18 protein-coding genes are annotated in these 18,275 nt (G+C 43.4%); 11 read left to right on the top strand and 7 right to left on the bottom strand.

Going from position 1 to position 18,275, the window contains the following annotated elements:
* Positions 1–66: 66 nt before the first annotated feature.
* The gene (locus J6578_RS01375; protein ID WP_287950392.1) at positions 67–249 is read left to right on the top strand and encodes a protein MIGRI; all 183 of its coding nucleotides are present in this window, start codon (positions 67–69) and stop codon (positions 247–249) included.
* Between the two features lie 75 nt (positions 250–324).
* Here J6578_RS01375 and J6578_RS01370 read toward each other — a convergent pair whose 3' ends face one another.
* Complete coding sequence (locus tag J6578_RS01370) at positions 325–1,302, bottom strand: malate dehydrogenase (protein ID WP_239423335.1); 978 nt, start codon at positions 1,300–1,302, stop codon at positions 325–327.
* An 895-nt stretch (positions 1,303–2,197) separates the two neighbouring features.
* Between J6578_RS01370 and sdhC the strand changes: the two genes are divergently transcribed.
* From sdhC to J6578_RS01320, 10 genes are all read left to right on the top strand, one after another.
* Positions 2,198–2,578 (top strand): succinate dehydrogenase, cytochrome b556 subunit, encoded by a 381-nt coding sequence (sdhC, locus tag J6578_RS01365; RefSeq protein ID WP_287953712.1) that lies wholly within the window; start codon positions 2,198–2,200, stop codon positions 2,576–2,578.
* A complete protein-coding gene (sdhD, locus tag J6578_RS01360) occupies positions 2,575–2,922 on the top strand; it encodes a succinate dehydrogenase, hydrophobic membrane anchor protein (protein WP_037405779.1) in 348 nt (115 codons plus the stop codon). The genes sdhC and sdhD overlap by 4 nt, the downstream gene beginning before the upstream one ends.
* A gap of 2 nt (positions 2,923–2,924) precedes the next feature.
* A complete protein-coding gene (sdhA, locus tag J6578_RS01355) occupies positions 2,925–4,694 on the top strand; it encodes a succinate dehydrogenase flavoprotein subunit (protein WP_093090727.1) in 1,770 nt (589 codons plus the stop codon).
* A gap of 12 nt (positions 4,695–4,706) precedes the next feature.
* Positions 4,707–5,411, top strand: coding sequence for a succinate dehydrogenase iron-sulfur subunit (locus tag J6578_RS01350; protein WP_093090725.1), 705 nt, complete (start codon positions 4,707–4,709; stop codon positions 5,409–5,411).
* Positions 5,411–5,677 carry an FAD assembly factor SdhE gene (locus J6578_RS01345; RefSeq protein ID WP_093090723.1) on the top strand — a complete coding sequence of 89 codons (267 nt, stop codon included), beginning with the start codon at positions 5,411–5,413 and terminating at the stop codon, positions 5,675–5,677. Before J6578_RS01350 ends, J6578_RS01345 begins: the two co-directional genes overlap by 1 nt.
* Before the next feature lie 72 nt (positions 5,678–5,749).
* Positions 5,750–7,033, top strand: a complete 1,284-nt coding sequence (gene gltA, locus J6578_RS01340; RefSeq protein WP_287953711.1) for a citrate synthase — start codon at positions 5,750–5,752, stop codon at positions 7,031–7,033.
* 197 nt (positions 7,034–7,230) lie between these two features.
* Positions 7,231–10,056, top strand: coding sequence for a 2-oxoglutarate dehydrogenase E1 component (locus J6578_RS01335; RefSeq protein WP_093090719.1), 2,826 nt, complete (start codon positions 7,231–7,233; stop codon positions 10,054–10,056).
* Between the two features lie 65 nt (positions 10,057–10,121).
* Positions 10,122–11,342 carry a 2-oxoglutarate dehydrogenase complex dihydrolipoyllysine-residue succinyltransferase gene (odhB, locus tag J6578_RS01330; protein WP_287952540.1) on the top strand — a complete coding sequence of 407 codons (1,221 nt, stop codon included), beginning with the start codon at positions 10,122–10,124 and terminating at the stop codon, positions 11,340–11,342.
* A 151-nt stretch (positions 11,343–11,493) separates the two neighbouring features.
* Positions 11,494–12,906, top strand: coding sequence for a dihydrolipoyl dehydrogenase (lpdA, locus tag J6578_RS01325; RefSeq protein WP_287953709.1), 1,413 nt, complete (start codon positions 11,494–11,496; stop codon positions 12,904–12,906).
* Between the two features lie 175 nt (positions 12,907–13,081).
* Positions 13,082–13,642: a TIR domain-containing protein gene (locus J6578_RS01320; protein ID WP_093090713.1), complete on the top strand. Its 561-nt coding sequence runs from the start codon at positions 13,082–13,084 to the stop codon at positions 13,640–13,642.
* Positions 13,643–13,777: 135 nt separating this feature from the next.
* On the opposite strand, the gene J6578_RS01315 is transcribed toward J6578_RS01320, so the two are convergent.
* From J6578_RS01315 to J6578_RS01290, 6 genes are all read right to left on the bottom strand, one after another.
* On the bottom strand, positions 13,778–14,188 hold the full coding sequence (locus tag J6578_RS01315; protein WP_176715022.1) for an RNA-binding S4 domain-containing protein: 411 nt from the start codon (positions 14,186–14,188) through the stop codon (positions 13,778–13,780).
* Positions 14,189–14,297: 109 nt separating this feature from the next.
* On the bottom strand, positions 14,298–15,536 hold the full coding sequence (gene pncB / locus J6578_RS01310; RefSeq protein WP_287952539.1) for a nicotinate phosphoribosyltransferase: 1,239 nt from the start codon (positions 15,534–15,536) through the stop codon (positions 14,298–14,300).
* 101 nt (positions 15,537–15,637) lie between these two features.
* Positions 15,638–16,069, bottom strand: coding sequence for a PaaI family thioesterase (locus J6578_RS01305; RefSeq protein ID WP_287953707.1), 432 nt, complete (start codon positions 16,067–16,069; stop codon positions 15,638–15,640).
* The gene (locus J6578_RS01300) at positions 16,066–16,545 is read right to left on the bottom strand and encodes a PaaI family thioesterase (protein WP_100102053.1); all 480 of its coding nucleotides are present in this window, start codon (positions 16,543–16,545) and stop codon (positions 16,066–16,068) included. Before J6578_RS01300 ends, J6578_RS01305 begins: the two co-directional genes overlap by 4 nt.
* A 58-nt stretch (positions 16,546–16,603) precedes the next feature.
* Positions 16,604–17,437, bottom strand: a complete 834-nt coding sequence (locus J6578_RS01295; protein WP_287953857.1) for a segregation and condensation protein A — start codon at positions 17,435–17,437, stop codon at positions 16,604–16,606.
* Positions 17,438–17,445: 8 nt separating this feature from the next.
* A complete protein-coding gene (locus J6578_RS01290) occupies positions 17,446–18,219 on the bottom strand; it encodes a tRNA threonylcarbamoyladenosine dehydratase (protein ID WP_287953856.1) in 774 nt (257 codons plus the stop codon).
* Positions 18,220–18,275 lie beyond the last annotated feature (56 nt).

Below are 18,275 nucleotides of genomic sequence, written 5' to 3'. Positions count from 1 at the left end.
AATAGAAAACTGGCATTATAGCGACTTTGTCTGATTTGCACAGATTTAACGTGTTTTGAGGGAGATATGTTAGGACGATTGCTGCGTCTGTTTATTGTGATAATGTTGTTGGGGGTGGTGTTAAGGTATGTACTTGGAAAACAGCAACAGCAAACCTTTGGCTATTGGATTAATTGTCTGGCGCTGATTTTGCTGCTGGTTACTTTATTGATGTGGCTGTTATATGCACTGAAAACGGTTGTCTGGTAAAACAGGATTGTTGGTGTTTTCCTGATAAGATATCCGGCCAGCTATTCTGGCCGGCCGGATATTGAGTTTGCTTTTTTACAGTAAACTGCTAATTTCTGCTTTTTCTTCTTCAAGTTCTGCTAGAGTTTGGTTGATACGCTCTTGGCTGAATTCGTCAATTGGCAAATCTTTGATGATGGTATATTCACCATTTTTACAGGTCATGGGGAAGCCAAATACAATTCCCTCCGGAATGCCGTAAGAACCATCGGATGGTACTCCCATGGTAACCCATTCATCGTCACTGCCGATTACCCAGTCATGAATCTGATCAATAATGGCGTTTGCGGCACTTGCAGCTGAAGATAGTCCACGGGCTTCTATAATGGCCGAACCGCGTTTACCAACTTTAGGTAGGTATTCGTTTATATACCAGTCCTGATCGTTGATTATTTCAGCTACGTTTTCATTTTCTACGGTGGCAAAACGGTAATCGGTGTACATGGTAGGGCTGTGGTTTCCCCATATGCACAGTTTTTTGATTTTACTCACTGGTTTGCCGGTTTTTTCAGCTAGCTGGCTAAGTGCGCGGTTTTGATCCAGTCGCATTAGTGCAGTGAAGTTTTTTGCCGGTAAATCTGGGGCAGATTTCATGGCGATATAGGCATTGGTATTGGCTGGATTACCAACTACTAGTACTTTTACATCGCGGCTGGCAACTTTATTTAAAGCTGCGCCTTGTGCTGCAAATATTTCTGCGTTTGCCTGTAGTAGGTCACTGCGCTCCATCCCTTTGCTACGCGGTCGGGCTCCGACGAGGATAGCTATGTCCGCATCTTTGAATGCTACCTCTGGGTCATGCGTGGCAAACATGTCAACCAGCAGTGGGAATGCACAATCCTGTAATTCCATCATTACGCCCTGAGCCGCGGTTTGTGACTGGGGTAAATCAAGAAGTTGCAGAATCACTGGTGTGTCCTTGCCAAGCATGTCGCCACTGGCAATACGAAACAGTAAAGCATAACCAATCTGGCCGGTAGCACCCGTTACGGCAATGCGTACAGGTTTTTTCATAACTTATCCTCTTATTAAATGATAAAAAATAACTACTAGGATTTTTTCTTGTCTTTAGGGTGGGGGATTAGGCAGTCCTACAAAAATTTGGCGCGTATGATAACAAAATTCTATTTAAGGTTAAATTAATTGGCGTAAATACATTGATGCTTTTTGAGAATGTTGAGCATGCTGAAATAGTTTTTTTATGTTGTTTTAATGTTTGTATAAAAATTTTATAAGGATTTGTTTTTATGAGTTTGGTATGTCATATATGAAGTTTGAATCAATTTGCTATCAATATATCTGTATAACGATAAGGTAAAAAAGCAGGTTTGATCGGTATTGAATAAACCTAGTCTGGTGGTGGCCGCTGGGGGGATGCAGTCCTACTGGCAGGTTTAAAAAATGAAGAACTGGTTTTAGCAGTTATGTTGGTAAGGTGTGTTGGTTTTACTAAAGTAATCGGTGAATTAATTTAGTTGTTGCATTCTTGCCAGATTTAAATGGGTTGTTTGTACTTTGTTGCTACAGTTTTTATGCTTTTTGTTGATTAAATAAATTGTTTTGCCGGATACTGCTTAGCAATGGTGTCATCAGGCTTTATTGCAGTTAGAAACAGTCAGGCTGTTGAGGAACGGATATGTTTTTGCCGGCAATTTCGTCAGGTGTATTTAAGCCAGAGTACGGTGTACATTATGAGTGGCACTGACATTATTTATGGTTGGTTAATCAATCTTTGCAGTTAAGCGGTATGTATGCTCTGCTGGTTTGATGTGCTAATTGTAAATAAATTTTGTGTTGTGTTTTTGCATATTTGCTAAAAACGAGGTCAATTGCTGTAAATTTCGGTTGTAGCGGCTTAGGTCGCTGGTTTTTGAGTTTTAAATTATTTAATAATCAAGAGGAGTTATCGATGCAAAATGAAAGGCCAGTGTATCTGGATATACATAAGATACGATTACCCATTCCGGGTATTGTATCTATTTTTCATCGCTTTAGTGGTGTGGTGCTATTTATCTGTATTCCGCTGTTGTTATGGCTGTTTTCAGGTACGCTGTCCCATGAATCTGCGTTCAATACTTATCATGCGCTTATGCAACATCCGTTGGTAAGGTGCATTCTTTTTGTTTTGTTGCTGGCATATGTGTATCACAGTCTGGCGGGTGTTCGTTTTCTGCTTTTGGATATTCATAAAGGCACAGAACTGAATACAGCTCGAACTTCTGCTAAAGTCGTGGTTGTGTGCGCAATTGTCTTGACCGTTATTATTTATGGAGCGTGCTGGTTATTATGATTGATCGTAAATTGGCCGGCGCGCACTATGGTCTGCGCGACTGGATTATGCAGCGTATCACTGCGGTAGTCATGCTGGTGTATTCAGTACTCTTTTTAATCATGATTATTTGTTTACCGCACAGTTATGAGCAATGGCAGTGTTTTTTTGCTCAAACCTGGGTACGTCTGGTTACACAAATTTTTGTGCTGGCGCTGATATTACATGCTTGGGTTGGTATTCGTGATTTGTGGATGGACTATATTAAACCTGTAGGTTTACGTCTGTTTTTACATGCTGCCACGATTTTATGGCTGGTTGGCTGTCTGATTTATTCTGTTAATGTGATTTGGGGGTTAGCATGAGTATGCCCAAGAGTTTACCGGTACGTCGTTTTGACGCTGTAATTGTTGGTGGCGGCGGTGCAGGGCTTCGCGCAGCTTTGCAACTTTCAAAAGCAGGTTTGAATACAGTGGTGCTGTCTAAGGTTTTTCCAACCCGTTCTCATACGGTTGCTGCGCAGGGGGGTATTTCTGCCTCTCTTGGCAATGTGCAGGAAGATCACTGGAACTGGCATATGTACGATACGGTTAAAGGTTCGGACTGGCTGGGTGACCAAGATGCGATTGAGTTTATGACGCGCCGCGCACCTGATGCTGTTGTGGAGCTGGAGCATATGGGTATGCCGTTTGACCGTGTTGAATCCGGCAAGATTTACCAGCGCCCGTTTGGCGGACATACTGCCGAATTCGGTAAGCGTGCAGTAGAACGTGCCTGTGCTGTGGCAGACCGTACCGGCCACGCAATGCTGCATACTCTGTATCAGCAAAATGTACATGCGGAAACTCAGTTTTTTGTTGAGTGGGCTGCTCTTGATCTGATTCGTGATTCCGAGGGTGTGGTGATTGGTGTGATCGCCATGGAAATGGAAACGGGTGATGTTTTCGTTCTGCATGCTAAAGCGGTGTTGTTTGCTACAGGTGGTGCGGGTCGTATTTATGCTTCTTCTACTAATGCTTATATGAATACCGGTGATGGACTGGGTATGGCTGCACGTGCAGGTATTCCTCTGGAAGATATGGAATTCTGGCAATTTCATCCTACTGGTGTGGCAGGTGCCGGGGTTTTGATTACTGAGGGTGTACGTGGCGAAGGCGGGATTCTGCTAAACAGTGATGGTGAGCGTTTTATGGAGCGCTATGCACCTACTGTGAAAGATTTGGCTTGCCGTGATGTGGTTTCGCGCGCTATGTCCATTGAAATCCACGAAGGGCGTGGTGTTGGTAAGAATAAGGATCATGTTCTGCTGAAAGTCGATCATCTTGGTGCAGAAAAAATTATGGAAAAATTGCCCGGTATTCGCGAAATTTCCATTCAGTTTGCTGGTGTGGATCCGATTAAAGATCCGATTCCGGTGGTACCAACTTGTCACTATATGATGGGCGGTATTCCTACTAATTATCATGGTCAGGTGGTGATGGCCAAAGGGGATGATCTGGAAGCTCCAGTGCCTGGTTTTTATGCAGCAGGTGAATGTGCCTGTGCTTCGGTGCATGGTGCTAACCGTCTGGGTACCAATTCATTACTTGATCTGGTGGTGTTTGGTAAGGCGGCTGGTGATCATATGATTGATTATATTAAGAAGCAGGGTGCGCATCGTGAGTTGCCTGCTGATGTGGGCGAGAAAACACTTGCTCGTCTCAGCCGTCTGGAAAATCAGACTAATGGTGAAGAAGTATCTGAAGTACGCAATGACTTGCAGCGCTGTGTTCAGTCACATGCAGGTGTGTTCCGTACCGATGCTTTGCTACAGGATGGCATTGAGAAAATTAATGCGATTGCTGAACGCGTAGCCAAAACGCAGATTCATGACAAGAGTAAAGTGTGGAATACAGCACGGCTTGAAGCGCTGGAGCTGGATAATCTGATTGAGGTTGCTCAGGCGACACTGGTTTCCGCTGCTGCACGTAAAGAATCACGTGGCGCCCATGCTTCAGATGACCATCCAAACCGTGATGACGAAAACTGGATGAAACACACATTATATTACGCAGAAGACCAGCATCTGGAATATAAACCGGTACATACCAAACCTTTGAGTGTGGAATATATAAAGCCGGCTGAACGCGTTTACTAAGGAACTATCAAGATGGAAAAAATCCGCTTTCAAGTGTACCGCTACAATCCTGATGTGGATGCCAAGCCGTACATGAAAGATTATGAACTCGAAATCGAACCTACAGATGTGAAGCTGTTGGATGCGCTGATTAAGCTTAAGGCACAGGATGACAGTTTGTCTTTTCGCCGCTCCTGCCGTGAAGGCATTTGTGGTTCTGATGGGATGAATATTAATGGTAAGAATGGCTTGGCCTGTTTGACTGATATTCGCAGTTTGAAGCAGCCAATTGTTTTGAAGCCACTGCCTGCTTTGCCTGTTATCCGTGATTTAATTGTTGATTTTACGCAGTTCTTTAATCAATATCATTCGGTTAAACCCTATTTGATTAATGATACGGCGGCACCGACAGGGGAGCGTTTACAGTCACAGGCGGAACGCAAGGAGCTGGACGGTTTGTATGAGTGCATTTTATGTGCCTGCTGTTCTACGGCATGTCCTTCATTCTGGTGGAATCCGGATAAGTTTGTGGGTCCGTCCGGTTTGCTGAATGCATATCGTTTTATTGCAGACACTCGTGATACGCGCACTAATGAACGTCTGGATAATCTGAATGATCCATACCGGCTGTTCCGTTGTCACACGATTATGAATTGTGTTGATGTTTGTCCAAAACATTTAAATCCAACGCAGGCTATTGGTAAGATTAAAGATTTAATGTTAAGAAGAGCGATCTGATGCAGTATTTTGATGATGTTGCTAAACGTCGCATACGCTGGTTAACTCGTCGTGGTTTGCTGGAACTGGATATCATTTTAGGCCGCTTTATGTCTTGTGCCTTTGACCAGTTATCTGATGATGATTTAAATGCGTTTGTGGCGTTAATGGATCTGCCGGATCCAGAAATTCTGGCATTGATCAATCAGTCCGATCAGTCTGAAAGCTATATGTATCCACAGTTTGAGCCTGTTCTTGAAAAAATCAGGCAGGCTCAATTTCTATAAACCGCCTTTTTTTGTTAATGTTATTAAAATTATTTAATTTAAATAGAAAAAGTGAAAATTAAGGAGTTGGAGATGATTAAGAACGCTATACTTACCATCGAAGGGCAAGAACCTTTTGAGATGCCGGTATTGTCCGGTAGTTTGGGACCAGATGTGATTGATATTTATAAATTGTATGCTGGTACTAATATGTTTATGTTTGATCCGGGATTTACTTCAACCGCATCCTGTGAATCAAAAATCACTTTCATTGATGGTGAAAAGGGGCAGTTATATTATCGGGGATATCCTATTGAGCAGTTGGCAGAATACAGTGATTATCTGGAAACCTGCTATTTACTGATTTATGGTGAGTTACCTGATGCAGTCGAAAAGCAGAAGTTTGAACTGGGTGTCTTGCGTCATAATATGGTGCATGAGCAGTTAACCTGGTTCTTCCGAGGATTTCGTCGTGATGCTCATCCGATGTCAATGATGGTAGGGGTAGTAGGTGCCCTGGCAGCGTTCTATCAGGATAGTTTGGATATCAATAATCCTGATCATCGCCGAATTGCTGAATACCGCATGATTGCCAAGATGCCCACTCTGGCAGCCATGTGTTACCGCTACTCAAAAGGTTTGCCATTTAATTATCCGCGTAATAGTCTGTCTTATACTGGCAATTTTATGCATATGATGTTTGCTAAGCCAACTGAGGACTATGTAGTTAATCCTGTGTTGGAACGTGCTTTGGATAGGATTTTCATTTTGCATGCTGATCATGAGCAAAATGCTTCTACATCAACTGTACGTTTGGCTGGTTCTTCAGGTGCTAATCCTTTTGCCTGTATTGCTGCGGGTATTGCCTGCTTGTGGGGGCCGGCTCATGGTGGTGCCAATGAGGCAGTTTTAAAAATGCTGGATGAAATTGGTGATGTTTCCCGCGTTGAAGAATTTATGCAGGGGGTTAAAGAAAAACGTTATCGTTTGATGGGCTTCGGGCATCGTGTATACAAAAACATGGATCCACGTGCCAAAATTATGAAACAGACTTGCGATGAAGTATTGAATGAGCTGGGATTGCAAGATAGTCCCAAATTCAAATTAGCAATGGCTCTGGAAAAAATTGCTTTGGAAGACCCTTATTTCGTTGAACGCAAGCTTTATCCGAATGTCGATTTTTATTCGGGTATTGTTTTGAGTGCATTGGGCATCCCTGTTGCGATGTTTACTGTACTTTTTGCTTTGGCTCGTACGGTAGGCTGGGTTTCACACTGGCATGAAATGATAGCTGATCCGAATCAGAAAATTGGCCGTCCACGACAGCTATACACTGGTTCAGGTCGACGCGATTATCTATCTGTAGATAAACGCTAATCATTTTATGAGTTCAGGCAGCTTTATAGCTGCCTGAAACATACTGATGCTTCATCCCCATGTATGCGCGTGGTGATCTGGAATCGGTATGTTGATATGCGGTAATCTGGAATCGGCATTCGATTCTCGAATTGAATATTGGTAGGGGATAGTGATATTCCTGTTTTATTAGTTTAAGGTAAAAAAGGGTTTTTACCATGATGGAAGAAAAAACCAGTCTTTCTTATTTATATGGTGCCAATGCTCCTTACATTGAGGAGCTTTATGAGAGCTACCTAAAAGATCGAAATTCAGTTGATGAATACTGGAAAGATTATTTTGACAAAGTAGCTGCAATGCCGGGTTACGTTGCCAAAGATATACCGCAATTACCAATTCAGGAATCATTTGTCAATCTGTCCAGACAGCATGGAACTGCTGCTCAAGGTAGTGTTGATTTAAATATATTACAAAAGCAGGTGTCAGTATTAAATCTGATGAATGCTTACCGTATTCTGGGTAGTCGCAATGCCAATCTGGATCCGTTAAAACGCCGCTCTAAAGAGTATCTGGCTGAATTGGATCCGGCACAATATGGTTTGACGGCTGCCGATATGTCTATTAGTTTCTATACTGGTAGTGATTTTTCACGCAGTCCGAAGCTCCCTTTATCTGAAATTATTAATAAACTAGATCAGACTTACTGCGGTACGGTAGGTGTGGAGTTTATGCACATTACTCGTCCGGATGAACGCAATTGGGTTCAGGAACGGGTAGAAAAAGATTTATCAGCAGGTAGCTTCACTCCTGAACATAAACGTCGCATTCTGAAACAATTGACTGCTGCTGAAACTCTGGAACGTTATTTGCATACCCGCTATGTTGGCCAGAAACGTTTTTCACTGGAAGGCGGTGAAAGTACGATTGTTGCACTGGATTATCTGACGCAGCATTGTGGTGAACAGGGTGTAGAAGAAGTCATGATTGGTATGGCTCACCGTGGCCGTCTGAATGTGCTGGTAAATATCCTTGGTAAAGAACCACGCGATTTATTCAGCGAATTTGAGGGTAAATATACCACCACTCTGCCAAGCGGTGACGTGAAATACCATATGGGCTTTACTTCCGATCTGGCTACTGGCAATGGTCCGTTGCACGTTTCGCTGGCTTTCAACCCTTCTCATCTGGAAATTGTTAATCCGGTAGTGGAAGGTGCTGTTCGTGCACGTCAAAAACGTCGCGGTGAATCTGGTCGCCAAGCTGTGCTGCCGGTATTGATTCATGGCGATTCTGCGTTTATCGGTCTGGGTGTGAATCAGGCTAATTTCAATCTGTCTCAAACCCGTGGCTACACCACTGGTGGCACTATTCATATTGTGATCAATAATCAGATTGGCTTTACTACTTCTGATTTGCGCGATACACGTTCAACTGTGTATTGTACCGATCTGGCTAAAATGGTTGATGCACCGATTTTCCATGTGAATGGTGATGATCCTGAGGCTGTGAGCTATGTGGTAAGTCTGGCCATGGACTATCGCAAGTCATTCGGCAAAGATGTGGTAGTAGATATTGTTTGCTTCCGCAAACTGGGTCATAACGAAGGTGATGATCCAATGCTGACACAGCCAATGATGTATAACAAGATTCATCAGCATCCGGGAACACGTGCGCTGTATTCAGACCGTCTGGTAAGTGAAAATGTGATTACTAAAGAACAGGCGGATGGGCTGATTCAGGCTTATCGCGATGCGCTGGATAAAGGTGAACATGTTGAGCAGACTACGCTGACTGATTACAACCATAAGTACGCAGTAGACTGGACACCTTATATGGGTACACACTGGAATCATCCGGTTGAAACGGGTATTCCTGCCGCAGATATTCAACGCTTAACTGCAAAATTCACTGTGCTTCCGGAAGGTTTTACACCACATAATACGGTGAAGAGAATGCTGGCCAATCGTGTTGCTATGGCTGAGGGTACACAGCCTGTTGACTGGGGTATGGCTGAAACACTGGCTTATGCCAGTCTGGTAAGCAATGGTAATGGTGTGCGCATTTCAGGTGAAGATTCCGGTCGTGGTACTTTCTCTCATCGTCATGCTGTGCTGCATGATCAGAAACGAGAAAAAAGTGATGCCGGTGCTTATGTGCCGCTACGCAATCTGAGTGAAAATCAGGCTTCTTTCTTGGTGATTGATTCAATTCTGAATGAAGAAGCTGTGCTGGCCTATGAATACGGCTTTGCATGCAGTGCACCTGATCAGCTGGTTATCTGGGAAGCGCAGTTTGGTGACTTTGCCAATGGTGCTCAGGTTGCAATCGACCAGTTTATTACTTCTGGTGAAACCAAATGGGGTCGTTTGTGTGGTTTAACTGTGATTTTACCTCATGGCTACGATGGTCAAGGACCTGAACATTCTTCTGGTCGTCTGGAGCGCTGGCTGCAATTGTGTTCTGAAGAGAATATTCAGGTTGTGATGCCATCAGAAGCATCTCAGATGTTCCATGTGTTGCGCCGTCAGGTATTGCGTCCATATCGCAAGCCACTGGTTATTTTCATGTCCAAACGCTTGTTGCGTTTCAATGAATCCATGAGTCCACTAAGTGATTTCACTGAAGGCCATGCTTTCCGTCCGGTAATTGGTGATCAGGTTGAAGGCAATGAAAACAGTGTTAAACGCGTGATTCTGTGTGCCGGTCAGGTGTACTACGATATTAATAAAGCGCGTTTGGAACGTGATCTGGGCAAAGATATTGCGATTGTACGTGTGGAACAGCTATATCCGTTCCCATATGAACAGCTGGCTGCTGAATTGAGCCGCTATCCTAATGCAACTGAAATCCTGTGGGCTCAGGAAGAGCCAAAAAATCAGGGTGCTTGGTTCCAGATTCGTCATCGTATTGAAAAAATTGCAGGCAGCCAGCAAAAAGTTATTTTTGCCGGTCGTCCGGCCAGTGCTTCACCAGCAGTGGGCTATATGAGTAAACATGTCGCTCAGCTGAAACAATTGGTTGATGATGCTCTGGAATTAAAATAATACGAATCCATTCTGAATATTTGGCCACCTAGGTGGTGGCCTTTGGCCTTTTTTAGGAGTAATCCATGATTATTGATGTAACCGTTCCTATGCTTCCGGAAAGTGTGACTGAAGCCACTCTGATGTCCTGGAATAAAAAAGTGGGAGATTTCGTACAACGTGACGAAAATCTGATTGATTTGGAAACGGATAAAGTTGTATTGGAATTACCAGCCCAGCAGGCCGGTAAACTGGTAGAAATTATTGAAGCTGATGGTGCAACTGTGACAGCAGGCCAGTTGCTGGCCAAAATTGATACTTCAGCAACTGCTGAAGCAGCATCTGAGACTGCAACTGCTCAGGAAGCGGCTCCTGCTGCTCCTGCTCCTGCTGCAAGTGCTGCACCGGCTAATCAGTCTCAGGCTGGTGTTGCCATGCCTGCTGCTGCCAAACTGGCGGCAGAAAAAGGTGTGAATACAGCTACTATTCAGGGCTCAGGCCGTGATGGTCGTGTACTGAAAGAAGACGTTGCCGCTGCTGCATCTGCCTTGGCTGCTGCTCCTACAATGGCTACCAGCAAGGCTGCTGCGCCTGCTACAACTGGTGATCGTGTAGAGCAACGTGTACCAATGTCACGCCTGCGTTCTCGTGTTGCTGAGCGTTTGTTGCAGTCTCAGCATGAAAATGCCATTCTGACTACTTTTAATGAAGTGAATATGAAACCGGTTATGGATTTACGTAACCGTTATAAAGAACAGTTCCAGAAAGAGTATGGCGTTAAACTGGGCTTTATGTCTTTCTTCGTTAAAGCTGCGGTTGCTGCTTTGAAGAAATACCCTGTTGTTAATGCGTCTATTGATGGTACTGATGTTGTATATCATGGCTACTTTGATATTGGTATTGCTATTGGCAGCCCTCGTGGTCTTGTGGTACCGATTCTGCGCGATGCTGATCAGATGAGTATTGCTGATATCGAACAGGCTATTCATAATTATGCGGTGAAAGCCAAAGATGGTAAGCTGGCATTGGAAGATCTGACTGGTGGTACTTTCAGTATTACCAATGGCGGTACTTTCGGTTCAATGATGTCTACGCCAATTATCAATCCGCCTCAATCAGCCATTTTGGGTATGCATGCTACCAAAGAGCGTGCTGTGGTAGAGAATGGTCAGGTTGTGGTTCGTCCGATGATGTATCTGGCTCTGTCTTATGACCATCGTCTGATTGATGGTCGTGAAGCAGTATTGACTCTGGTAGCCATTAAAGATGCTCTGGAAGATCCTGCACGCTTGCTACTGGAGCTGTAAGTAAATGAGCAGGCTGCTGTAATCACTCCGTAAGATGCATCAGCCTGATGATGACAACCGTAATGATGGTCACAGCGAATAAAAGGGCGTTTGTGCTACATTACGGTTTTATTTAATCAGTCAGAAATATTCGTGATTGAAAGGAATTTTGATGTCTCAATTTGACGTTGTGGTAATTGGTGCTGGTCCTGGTGGCTATGTTGCTGCTATTCGTGCTGCTGAGCTGGGTTTTAAAACAGCTTGTATTGATGCTGGCTTAAATAAAAAGGGTGATGGCCCTGCATTGGGCGGCACATGTCTGAATGTAGGTTGTATTCCTTCCAAAGCTTTGTTGCAAACTAGCGAAAATTATCATGCAGCGCAAACTGAATTTGCTGAACATGGTATTGATGTTCAGGTTAAAGGCTTTGATGCCAAGAAGATGATTGAACGTAAAGATGCCATTGTTAGTAAATTGACTAATGGTATTGGCTTTCTATTTAAAAAAGAAAAAGTAGAAAGTATTTTTGGTAAAGGTTCTCTGCAAGGTCAGGTTGATGGTCTGTGGCAGATTGAGGTGGATACTAATGGGTCGAAACAGCTGGTTACTGCCAAGCATGTGATAGTCGCTACTGGTTCGCTGCCACGTCCGCTACCTTTAACTGAAATTGATAATGTTAATGTGCTGGATAATGAAGGTGCTCTGAATCTTGAAGCTGTGCCAGCCAAACTGGGTATGATTGGTTCTGGTGTGATCGGTCTGGAAATGGGTTCTGTTTGGAACCGTCTAGGTGCAGAAGTTACTATTCTTGAAGCCATGCCTACTTTCCTAGCTGCTGCTGATCAGCAGGTAGCTAAGGAGGCATTTAAGGTTTTCACTAAAGAACAGGGTTTGAATATTCATCTTGGTGTAACGGTTAATGAAATTGTTAAAGGGGATAACAGTGTAACGGTTAAGTACACTGTTGCCGGTGAAGAAAAAACAGAAACTTTTGATAAGCTGGTTATAGCAATTGGCCGTATTCCTAATACTAATGGTCTGAATGCCGAAGGTGTTGGCCTGCAAAAAGATGAGCGCGGTTTTATCGTAGTTGATGATGAATGCCGTACCAGTCTGCCAAATGTTTGGGCAATTGGCGATGTGGTTCGGGGGCCGATGCTGGCACATAAAGCTTCTGCTGAGGGTGTGGCTGTGGCTGAGAGTATTGCAGGACAGAAACCTTTTGTGGATATGAATACCATTCCGGCAGTAATGTATACTCATCCGGAAATTGCGTGGGTAGGACAGACTGAGGAGCAGTTAAAAGCTGCTGGTGTGAAGTATAAGAAAGGTCAATCCAGCTTTGCTGCTAATGGTCGTGCTCTTGGTATGGGGCAGGCAAAAGGATTTGTTAAGGTTCTGGCAGACGCGGATACAGATCGTGTTTTAGGTGTACATATCATCGGGCCAGTGGCTTCTGAGTTGATTGCTGAAGCTGTGATGGCTATGGATTTTAAAGCATCTAGTGAAGACATTACTCGTATTGTTCATGCTCATCCGACATTATCTGAAGCAATGCATGAGGCAGCTTCTTCTGTTAAATAAAGCTGTTTGTTAAATGAGTTTAACCCGTATCCTGAAGATACGGGTTTTTTATATATTAGTATGTTTGCATATATGTGTTTGTATATTAAAGCTTTTATGTGGCATTTTGTTTTTATTTAGGGTAGTATATGTTAATTTTGTGTTCTTTCATGTAATAAATACGTCAGAGAAATCTATGCCTACCAATTACTGTGCTTTTCATGTAGATGAACCGTTTAATGAATTTGTTGCTGATGCATTAACTCGGAAAGATTATTTTTATTATAATCAGTTGAGAAGCTGGAAAATTCAGAATGCACTTTTTCCATTTAATGATGTTCATGATAAAAGGTATGATGTTCGTGATGGTAGTGATTGGGAAAATGTTTTAAAACCACGCATTCATAAGCGTTTAAATGATGCTGATAATTTAATATTAATTTTGAGTGAGAATACTATTCAATCGCGAAGTTTGAAAGAGGAGATTGAATTTGGTATTGAATATCTTAAGTTACCAGTGATTGTGATTTATGCTGAATTGCGTCAAAAAAATGATATGCTGATTAATGGAAAAAACAATATAAATTTTAAGTTACATCACTTCTGGAATAAATTACCCATATTCAAAAATTTAAAATCGCAGGTTCCGGTTTTGCATGTGCCATACAATAAAGAAATGGTTGCCAAGGCGCTGAAAAAGAATAATTTTGTCAAAGGTAACGATTTCAAACCAAATAATTATATGTTGACGGCTTGATTGTATTTGGCTTTATCAGTAAATATGATGTTATCTGATATAGATAATGGAAATGTTTACTCATATTTGTTTTAAGCTTTTAAGGAAATTTTCGTGGCTGAAAAGGGCATTTGCCCAGATTAAGCGCGTTGAATTTTATTCTTCCCATTGCCTTTTTACTTTATCAAGTGCTCTACGGTCGCGTTTGGTGGGTCTGCCATCAGGATAGGCAGCACTTATCTGGCTGGCCTGATTGAGGGCTTTCATTTGTTCCCGTTTGGCAGCAATGCTGCTGTCTTCACTATAAAGTAAGCGCGCTTCCGGTGCCGGGCGGCGCATTTGATTAAGTTGCTGTACCTGAATTTTGTAGGGCAGGGAGTTGAGCGTTAAATCAATAATGTCGCCAATCTGGATATTTTTGCTGTTTTTGACTTTGGCTCCATTGACCTGAACGCGTCCTAATTCGATATGTTTTTGCGCCAAAGCGCGGGTTTTGAAAAATCGTGCGGCCCATAGCCATTTATCCAGTCGCATACTCGTGGTGTTGATATTGCTGTTTTTACTCATTAATTTATGCTCATCCTAATGGTTGCTTAGATTTATCTTAAATGCTTATAAATGGTAAGCTAAATTATTTTGCAAATTTAAGGCAGAAATTTGCGCTTGTTGCCCTGCTTTAATTCGGTTTTACGGTTGTGCTTTCTGGTATGTCGAAAATTTGCCGCAGATAAGCCAGAAATGTGTTGTTGTCTGTCATGGTTTTACCGGGAGAATCAGATATTTTGGCTACAGACTGCCCGTTGCATTCGACCAGTTTTAATACGATATTCAAGGGAGTTAAGCCCATATCACAAGTAAAATTGGTGCCAATTCCGAAACTGGTTTTGAATCGGCTGTTAAAGTGGATATATAGGTCCCATGCACGTTGTAAGTCCAGTCCGTCACTGAAAGTCAGCATTTTGGTACGAGAGTCTATTTTAAGTTTTTGATAATGGGTATATGCTTTCTCTCCCCATATATAGGGATCCCCACTGTCGTGGCGCAGTCCGTCAAACAATTTGGCGAAATATAGGTCGAAATCGCGCAGGAAAGCATCCATGCCGACTACATCAGTTAAGGCTATGCCTAAATCGCCACGATATTCATGTACCCATGCCTCCAATGCTGCTTTCTGAAAATCACGTAAGCGCACGTCTAAGGCTTGAAAAGCCTGTAAGAATTCATGTGCCATTGTACCAATGGGAGTCAGTCCGAGTTCTTTGGCTATATGAACGTTACTGGTTCCGCGAAAAACGCTGGGGGCAGCTTGATGAAGAGTTTTTACGACATGTTTTTGCCATGAATAACGATATCGGCGTCGGGTACCAAAATCGGAAACGATGAATGGTGAGCTATAACGTTGTTGTTCTGATGCGTATCGGTGTATTAATTCGGCTTTCGCTTGTAAGCGGCGTTCGCCTTCGGCTAGTATCTCGGGGGTTTCCAGTCGATGAAAATACAGTTCGTTGACAATTGAAAGAACGAATATTTCAAAAAACATTGCCTGTATGATGGGGCCTTCGATACGAATATTCAGGTACTGGTTGTTGTCTACGGATGTTCTGATGAAGCGGCGTTTCAGCTGGAACAGTTCCATGTAATCGACAAAGTCACTTTTAATGAAGCGTAAGCTGCGCAAGTATTGCAATTCGTCTGCGGTGAATCTCATTTGGCAAAGACGATCCAGTTCCCAGTCGAGTTCTGCCAGAATATCGCCCAGCGGATATTCAGTCTCATTGTTATTACGGCAGCGAAATTCATAGACACCAGTTGCCTGTGGAAATTGATGTAGGACAACTTGAAGCATGGTGAATTTGTATAAATCTGTATCCAATAGTGACTGAATAATCGGCGGACGGTTGGTATCTATGGCCATATCGCAGGTTTAACTCTTAAGTGAAGTGATAATGCTATTCCAGAAAATATATCTTCAGACTTCTGGTATAGGCTAGCAGTTTACTTTTTTTATCCGGCTATTTATTGCTCAGGCATCTGTAAGTGTGCACGTGCAAAAGCAATAGGTTTATCTGGCTGGTTTTGCCACATTGTGACGGTAAGGTGTGAAATGCGCTTGCCGGCATGGAGAATCTGACATTGGGCATAACTATCGAGTGCCTTGCCACTGAGTAAATAATCTGTTGTGTAGTCGATTATTCGGGCCGGTTCAGCAAGGTTTTGCTGTTCTTGCAAATATAAATTGATACAGCTTTGTAAAAAGCCGCCAATCAGGCCACCATGAAGTGCAGGCAGAAAAATATTTCCAATGTTTTGTTGGGCAAAAGGTAAGCAGTAGAGCCGGTTGTTCTGGCTGTCTGTGCCGATTTTCAGATTAATTGCGGCACTATAGGGCATAGATTGATAAGCCTTGCTGGTTAATTGTTCATCCAGCTGGAAAATGGTTGGATTCATTTGGCCTGCTCCTGTTGCAGGTATTTCTGCAATGCTTGCTTTTCTGTTTCAGATAACGGGGTATGGATAAAGGTAGCCATACCCAGAGCAAAGGGCTGATTTTCATCTTCCTGAAAACAATGGCTGCGGATAAATGCAATCTGCCCTTCATGTTTGTAACAATGCGCACGAACATGAATGGATTGATGGGCTGTGGGCTGTTTTAAATAATCTATGCGCATATCCAGTGTGGCAGTGGTTTCAAACTGCTGAAATAATGCGGCTAGTGAGCAGGCAGAAGCCATATCAACGAGCGTAGTGATTACACCGCCATGAATATTGCCACTATCAGTATTTTCAAGCAGCTCATCGCGCCAGTTAATAGAGATAACAGGTTCATTGGTACTACAATCTCCATAAATTTTTAGCCAGCGACAATGCGGTAGATTCAGATAATGATTAAAGAGGGCTTTAAATAATTCGGGCTGGGCAGGCATGAGGACATCCTGATGTAAATAGTAATTGTTATATTAGGGTTTTTCACGGTGCTTGTCACTACGAAGCTGGATTATTAACTGCGGTTAAGTCGTCCTTAGTTTCTATACCGGCAGTTTGAATAGCAATCCGGTCTTCGGTACTGTGCTGGGTAATGTAGATCAATCCTTCTTTAGCCAGCTCCAGCAATGCGATAAAAGTAGTAACAACCAGTGCCAGACCGTCGTTACGGCCAAAAAGTTCAGTAAAGTAACAGTGCTGATGGGTTTGCAGATGGCGTAAAACAGCAGTCATCTGTGCGCGTACTGATATGGTTTCTTTGACGACATTATGGCTGCGGTTGTGCTGCGAACGTGCCAGAATTGTTAGCCATGCACGAGTTAAATCAGCTATCTGTACTTGTGGTGGCTGGGTTACGGCAACCAGTTCTACGGGTAGCCAAGCCCAGGCAAAATCACGTCCGGCACGGGGTAAAGTGTCTAGTTCGGTAGCCGCTAGTTTCATCTGCTCATAGGCAAGCAGGCGGCGTACCAGTTCGGCACGCGGATCGGCTACTTCTTCCTCGCTGGCGGGTGGTGTAGGTAGGAGTAAACGGGTTTTAATTTCAATCAGTACTGCTGCCATCAACAGGTATTCGGCTGTTAAGTCCAGCTCATGCTGTTGCATTTGATGAATATAGGACAGATACTGCTCTGTTACAGTGAGCATAGGAATATCCAGTACATCAATATTCTGTTTGCGAATCAGGTACAGTAATAAATCCAATGGACCTTCAAAGCTCTGTAAAACGACTTGCAGTGCATCTGGTGGAATGAATAAGTCTCGCGGAATTTCAGTGACAGGCTGTCCGAAAAGAACAGCAACAGTTTTTTCTTCAGTATTTACTGTACTCATACCCGTATTCAATCTCTGCACAGGTGTTCCAGACATGCCTGTGCACAACGCAAGCCAAAGCTGGCTGTGACAACCATGGCTGCACCATATCCAGCACAGGAAAGGCCTTGAGGAGCAGCTTGTTCGGTATGGCAAATACCAGTTTGCGGTGGTGTAATATTTTCACGAGAATAGATACAGGGTATGTGCATTTTATCAGTAGGCTGACGACTGAATCCATGCTGTCTGCGTAATGTATAACGCATATTGGCCAGCATGCGGTCATTGGTTACTTGGCTTAAATCGGCACATTGAATCAATGCGGCATTTTTTTGTCCGCCAGCACCTCCTGAAACAATAAATGGTTGTTGCTGGGCGATAAAGAATGCAGCCATGGCTGCTTTTACGCGTACCTGATCGATGGCATCAATCACAAAATCAAAGCGCTGGCTGAATATCTGGCTGAGATTCTCTGTATCTACAAAATCTTCTATACAGTTTACCTGACACTCAGGATTAATGTCTGCAATACGCTCTGCCAGCGCTTCGACTTTGGGCTTGCCAATCAGGCTGATTAAAGCTGGCAGCTGGCGGTTGATATTCGATTCTGCCACATTATCCAGATCAATCAATGTCAGTGCACCGATGCCACTGCGTGCCAGCGCTTCTATTGCCCATGAACCGACGCCACCTACGCCGACTACACAGACGTGTGCTGAAGCAAAACGTTGTAGGCAGTCCTCGCCGTACAATCTTGCGATGCCGCCGAAACGACGGTGATAATTTGCTGAGGAATGGAATATCTGCGACACGTAATAAAATCCAGAAAGCTGTTTTAAGCAGGTAGTGGTATTATACT

This window comes from Snodgrassella sp. (genome assembly GCF_024103505.1).
Taxonomy (GTDB): domain Bacteria; phylum Pseudomonadota; class Gammaproteobacteria; order Burkholderiales; family Neisseriaceae; genus Snodgrassella; species Snodgrassella communis.
Note: the sequence above shows the minus strand (reverse complement) of the source record. Positions and strands in the feature narration are given on the sequence as shown.

What these genes read in the sequence shown, in the direction of transcription:
- J6578_RS01335 (WP_093090719.1), top strand. Translation starts at nt 7,231, where the DNA reads ATGATGGAAGAAAAAACCAGTCTTTCTTATTTATATGGTGCCAATGCT.
- J6578_RS01375 (WP_287950392.1), top strand. Translation starts at nt 67, where the DNA reads ATGTTAGGACGATTGCTGCGTCTGTTTATTGTGATAATGTTGTTGGGG.
- sdhC (WP_287953712.1), top strand. Translation starts at nt 2,198, where the DNA reads ATGCAAAATGAAAGGCCAGTGTATCTGGATATACATAAGATACGATTA.
- J6578_RS01345 (WP_093090723.1), top strand. Translation starts at nt 5,411, where the DNA reads ATGCAGTATTTTGATGATGTTGCTAAACGTCGCATACGCTGGTTAACT.
- J6578_RS01350 (WP_093090725.1), top strand. Translation starts at nt 4,707, where the DNA reads ATGGAAAAAATCCGCTTTCAAGTGTACCGCTACAATCCTGATGTGGAT.
- J6578_RS01295 (WP_287953857.1), bottom strand. Translation starts at nt 17,437, where the DNA reads ATGAGTACAGTAAATACTGAAGAAAAAACTGTTGCTGTTCTTTTCGGA.
- odhB (WP_287952540.1), top strand. Translation starts at nt 10,122, where the DNA reads ATGATTATTGATGTAACCGTTCCTATGCTTCCGGAAAGTGTGACTGAA.
- J6578_RS01370 (WP_239423335.1), bottom strand. Translation starts at nt 1,302, where the DNA reads ATGAAAAAACCTGTACGCATTGCCGTAACGGGTGCTACCGGCCAGATT.
- gltA (WP_287953711.1), top strand. Translation starts at nt 5,750, where the DNA reads ATGATTAAGAACGCTATACTTACCATCGAAGGGCAAGAACCTTTTGAG.
- J6578_RS01315 (WP_176715022.1), bottom strand. Translation starts at nt 14,188, where the DNA reads ATGAGTAAAAACAGCAATATCAACACCACGAGTATGCGACTGGATAAA.
- sdhD (WP_037405779.1), top strand. Translation starts at nt 2,575, where the DNA reads ATGATTGATCGTAAATTGGCCGGCGCGCACTATGGTCTGCGCGACTGG.
- lpdA (WP_287953709.1), top strand. Translation starts at nt 11,494, where the DNA reads ATGTCTCAATTTGACGTTGTGGTAATTGGTGCTGGTCCTGGTGGCTAT.
- J6578_RS01320 (WP_093090713.1), top strand. Translation starts at nt 13,082, where the DNA reads ATGCCTACCAATTACTGTGCTTTTCATGTAGATGAACCGTTTAATGAA.
- pncB (WP_287952539.1), bottom strand. Translation starts at nt 15,536, where the DNA reads ATGGCCATAGATACCAACCGTCCGCCGATTATTCAGTCACTATTGGAT.
- J6578_RS01300 (WP_100102053.1), bottom strand. Translation starts at nt 16,545, where the DNA reads ATGCCTGCCCAGCCCGAATTATTTAAAGCCCTCTTTAATCATTATCTG.
- J6578_RS01305 (WP_287953707.1), bottom strand. Translation starts at nt 16,069, where the DNA reads ATGAATCCAACCATTTTCCAGCTGGATGAACAATTAACCAGCAAGGCT.
- sdhA (WP_093090727.1), top strand. Translation starts at nt 2,925, where the DNA reads ATGCCCAAGAGTTTACCGGTACGTCGTTTTGACGCTGTAATTGTTGGT.